We start from the raw sequence: 2,168 nt of genomic DNA, 5'->3' as shown, positions 1-2,168 counted from the left end.
GTCTTCTGGCTGTTTGTCAGAAAGCCGCTGAAACGTACACGGTTGAATCCTTTGGGGAGTATATGCCGCAGGAACAGGCGGAGGAATTCCGTTCCAGAAACGGTCTTCACTTTTTTCTGGTTCCCGTCTGCATAATCCGTATACTGGAATGACACAGTCTCATCATCGACGGCACTGATTCTACTGTTGCTGATGGCTGTCCGGTAGGCATAGCGTGCAAGATACTCGATGGCATTTCCGTTCCCGTTGAAGGTTTCCTTCACAAAAGGCAGCCATTGTTGGTGATACATCCGATCAACGAATTCCTTCCAGGAATAACGGTTGCGAAGATGTTCACAGCCATTGCGGCAAGAAAGCTTATCCGTATCATGGAGCTGCTTTAAGGCAGCCATATATTTTCCACGGAACATTTTCCCGATGGCTTGGACAGGAATAATAAATCCTTTGTGTTTTGTTTCTATAAACTGCCCGGCTCTGTCCAGTCCGCCACCGGAGACCATGGTATGGAGGTGCGGGTGCAGATTCAACTGCTGGCCCCACGTATGAAGTACTGAAATGATGCCGGGTGTGGCGCCCATATAAGCAGAATCTCTGCATAACGTCAGGATAGTATCGCTGGCACATTTAAAGAGCAGGTCATAAAGGAGCTTCTGGTTCTGAAACATGAGATTATTCAACTCATGAGGGACCGTAAAGATGAGATGGTAGTAGGCAACCCCTTCAATCAGCTCGGAATTCCTTGCCATGACCCATTTCTTCTCCAGGGGAGCCTGACAGTTGGGGCAGCTGCGGTTGTTGCAGGCACAGGCATGGATCTTCAGATGGCCGCATTCCTCGCAATAGCTGACGTTATAGCCAAAACCGCCGGTCTTGCAGTTGGCGATGCAGTTGGCAGTTCTGTGCTGGACATCCGACACAGAATGTAAGTCCAGATAATCGGGATAGAACCGCTGGAAGATATCCCGGATGGGATAAGTACCCGATACCTGCCCGTCCCCCAGAAGAGACTGATAGAACTTCACAGCATCAGACATCATAGGGACTTGTCACACTCCTTCCGTTGCCGATACCAAGTGTCAAGTAGACGGAAGTGCTGGAAAGAGATTTGTGTCCCATGGCTTCCTTGATGGACATGAGGTCTGCACCGTCTTCATACAGATGCAGTCCGAATCCATGTCTCAGGCTGTGGAGGGTGTAGCCGGAATCGCTCCATCCCAATGCAGTCAGCTTGTTTTTAAAGGTGGTGTAGACAGACTGCTCACAGATGTGCGAGCCGGGCTTCTGTCCTGGAAAGAGCCAGTCTTCCTTTTTCGCGTCGGGATAGAATTCACGGATATATGCCGGAAGAAGATCGTAGGCCTTTTCGGCAAGGACGGCATACCGATCGGAACGGTTCTTGCTTTTCGAAATGTAGATACAGTGCTTCGAGTGGTAAATGTCGCCACAACGCAGACGACAGAGCTCGCTGACCCGGATACCAGAAGAATACAAAAGAGCCAGCTCGGCTTTATGTTTCGGATTATAAACAGAATCGATGATGGTATTCACTTCTGCTTTTGAGGGAACACGTGGAAGAAGTTCGTCATAGCGGAGATAGGGAATCTGGTAGCGGTCCCAGTCGCGATGCAGGACATAGTGATAAAAATCGCGGAGCTGTGCGATATGTACATTAACCGTGCGTGGATTCAGTTCTCGGATTTCCTTCAGATATCGGATATAAGAACGGAGTTCCACCCAGGAAATGGCTGAGAGAGGCTTGCCAGACAGAAAGGCTTCCGTCCAGTCGATAAACTGGGTCATATAGGATGTATAGGTAGAGACGGTGCCAGGGGCAAGGTCGCGAAAAGAAAGGATGTCAATATGCTGTTTCAGATAGTTTGTATTTGCTTCATTCATGAAATGAGCCCTCCTGTAAAAGATGGTTGTTAAGTAACAAAAATCTTTACAGGCGGAGCACGAATAGACTTGAAAAAAGCTGAAAAAGACGATATACTCATACACGTAGAAGCCCTACAGTATGAGACGCGACGTCGGCAAACAAAGCACTCATCTGTGGGGCTATTCCTTTATCTAAGATGAGTTAATTGTAAAAGAAAAGCTGCTCCAAGGCAATATGGAACAGCAAAAAATAGAGAGGGCTATCACGCAGCATGCGTGATTTGGTTCAA

At 48.2% G+C, this 2,168-nt stretch carries 2 protein-coding genes; both read right to left on the bottom strand.

Annotation, left to right across the window (positions count from 1 at the left end; translation table 11 throughout):
- Nucleotides 1-1,037: IS91 family transposase (locus BJR36_RS19870; RefSeq protein WP_091237164.1), on the bottom strand; the 1,037-nt coding region annotated here is incomplete at its 3' end.
- The gene (locus tag BJR36_RS19865; RefSeq protein WP_091237163.1) at nucleotides 1,027-1,896 is read right to left on the bottom strand and encodes a tyrosine-type recombinase/integrase; all 870 of its coding nucleotides are present in this window, start codon (nucleotides 1,894-1,896) and stop codon (nucleotides 1,027-1,029) included. The genes BJR36_RS19865 and BJR36_RS19870, both read right to left, overlap by 11 nt.
- Nucleotides 1,897-2,168: the final 272 nt, after the last annotated feature.

It is taken from the genome of Anaerobium acetethylicum (assembly GCF_900096945.1).
GTDB classification, from domain to species: Bacteria; Bacillota; Clostridia; order Lachnospirales; family Lachnospiraceae; genus Anaerobium; species Anaerobium acetethylicum.
The sequence above is the reverse complement of the archived record's forward strand: the minus strand, read 5'-3'. Positions and strand labels throughout refer to the sequence as shown.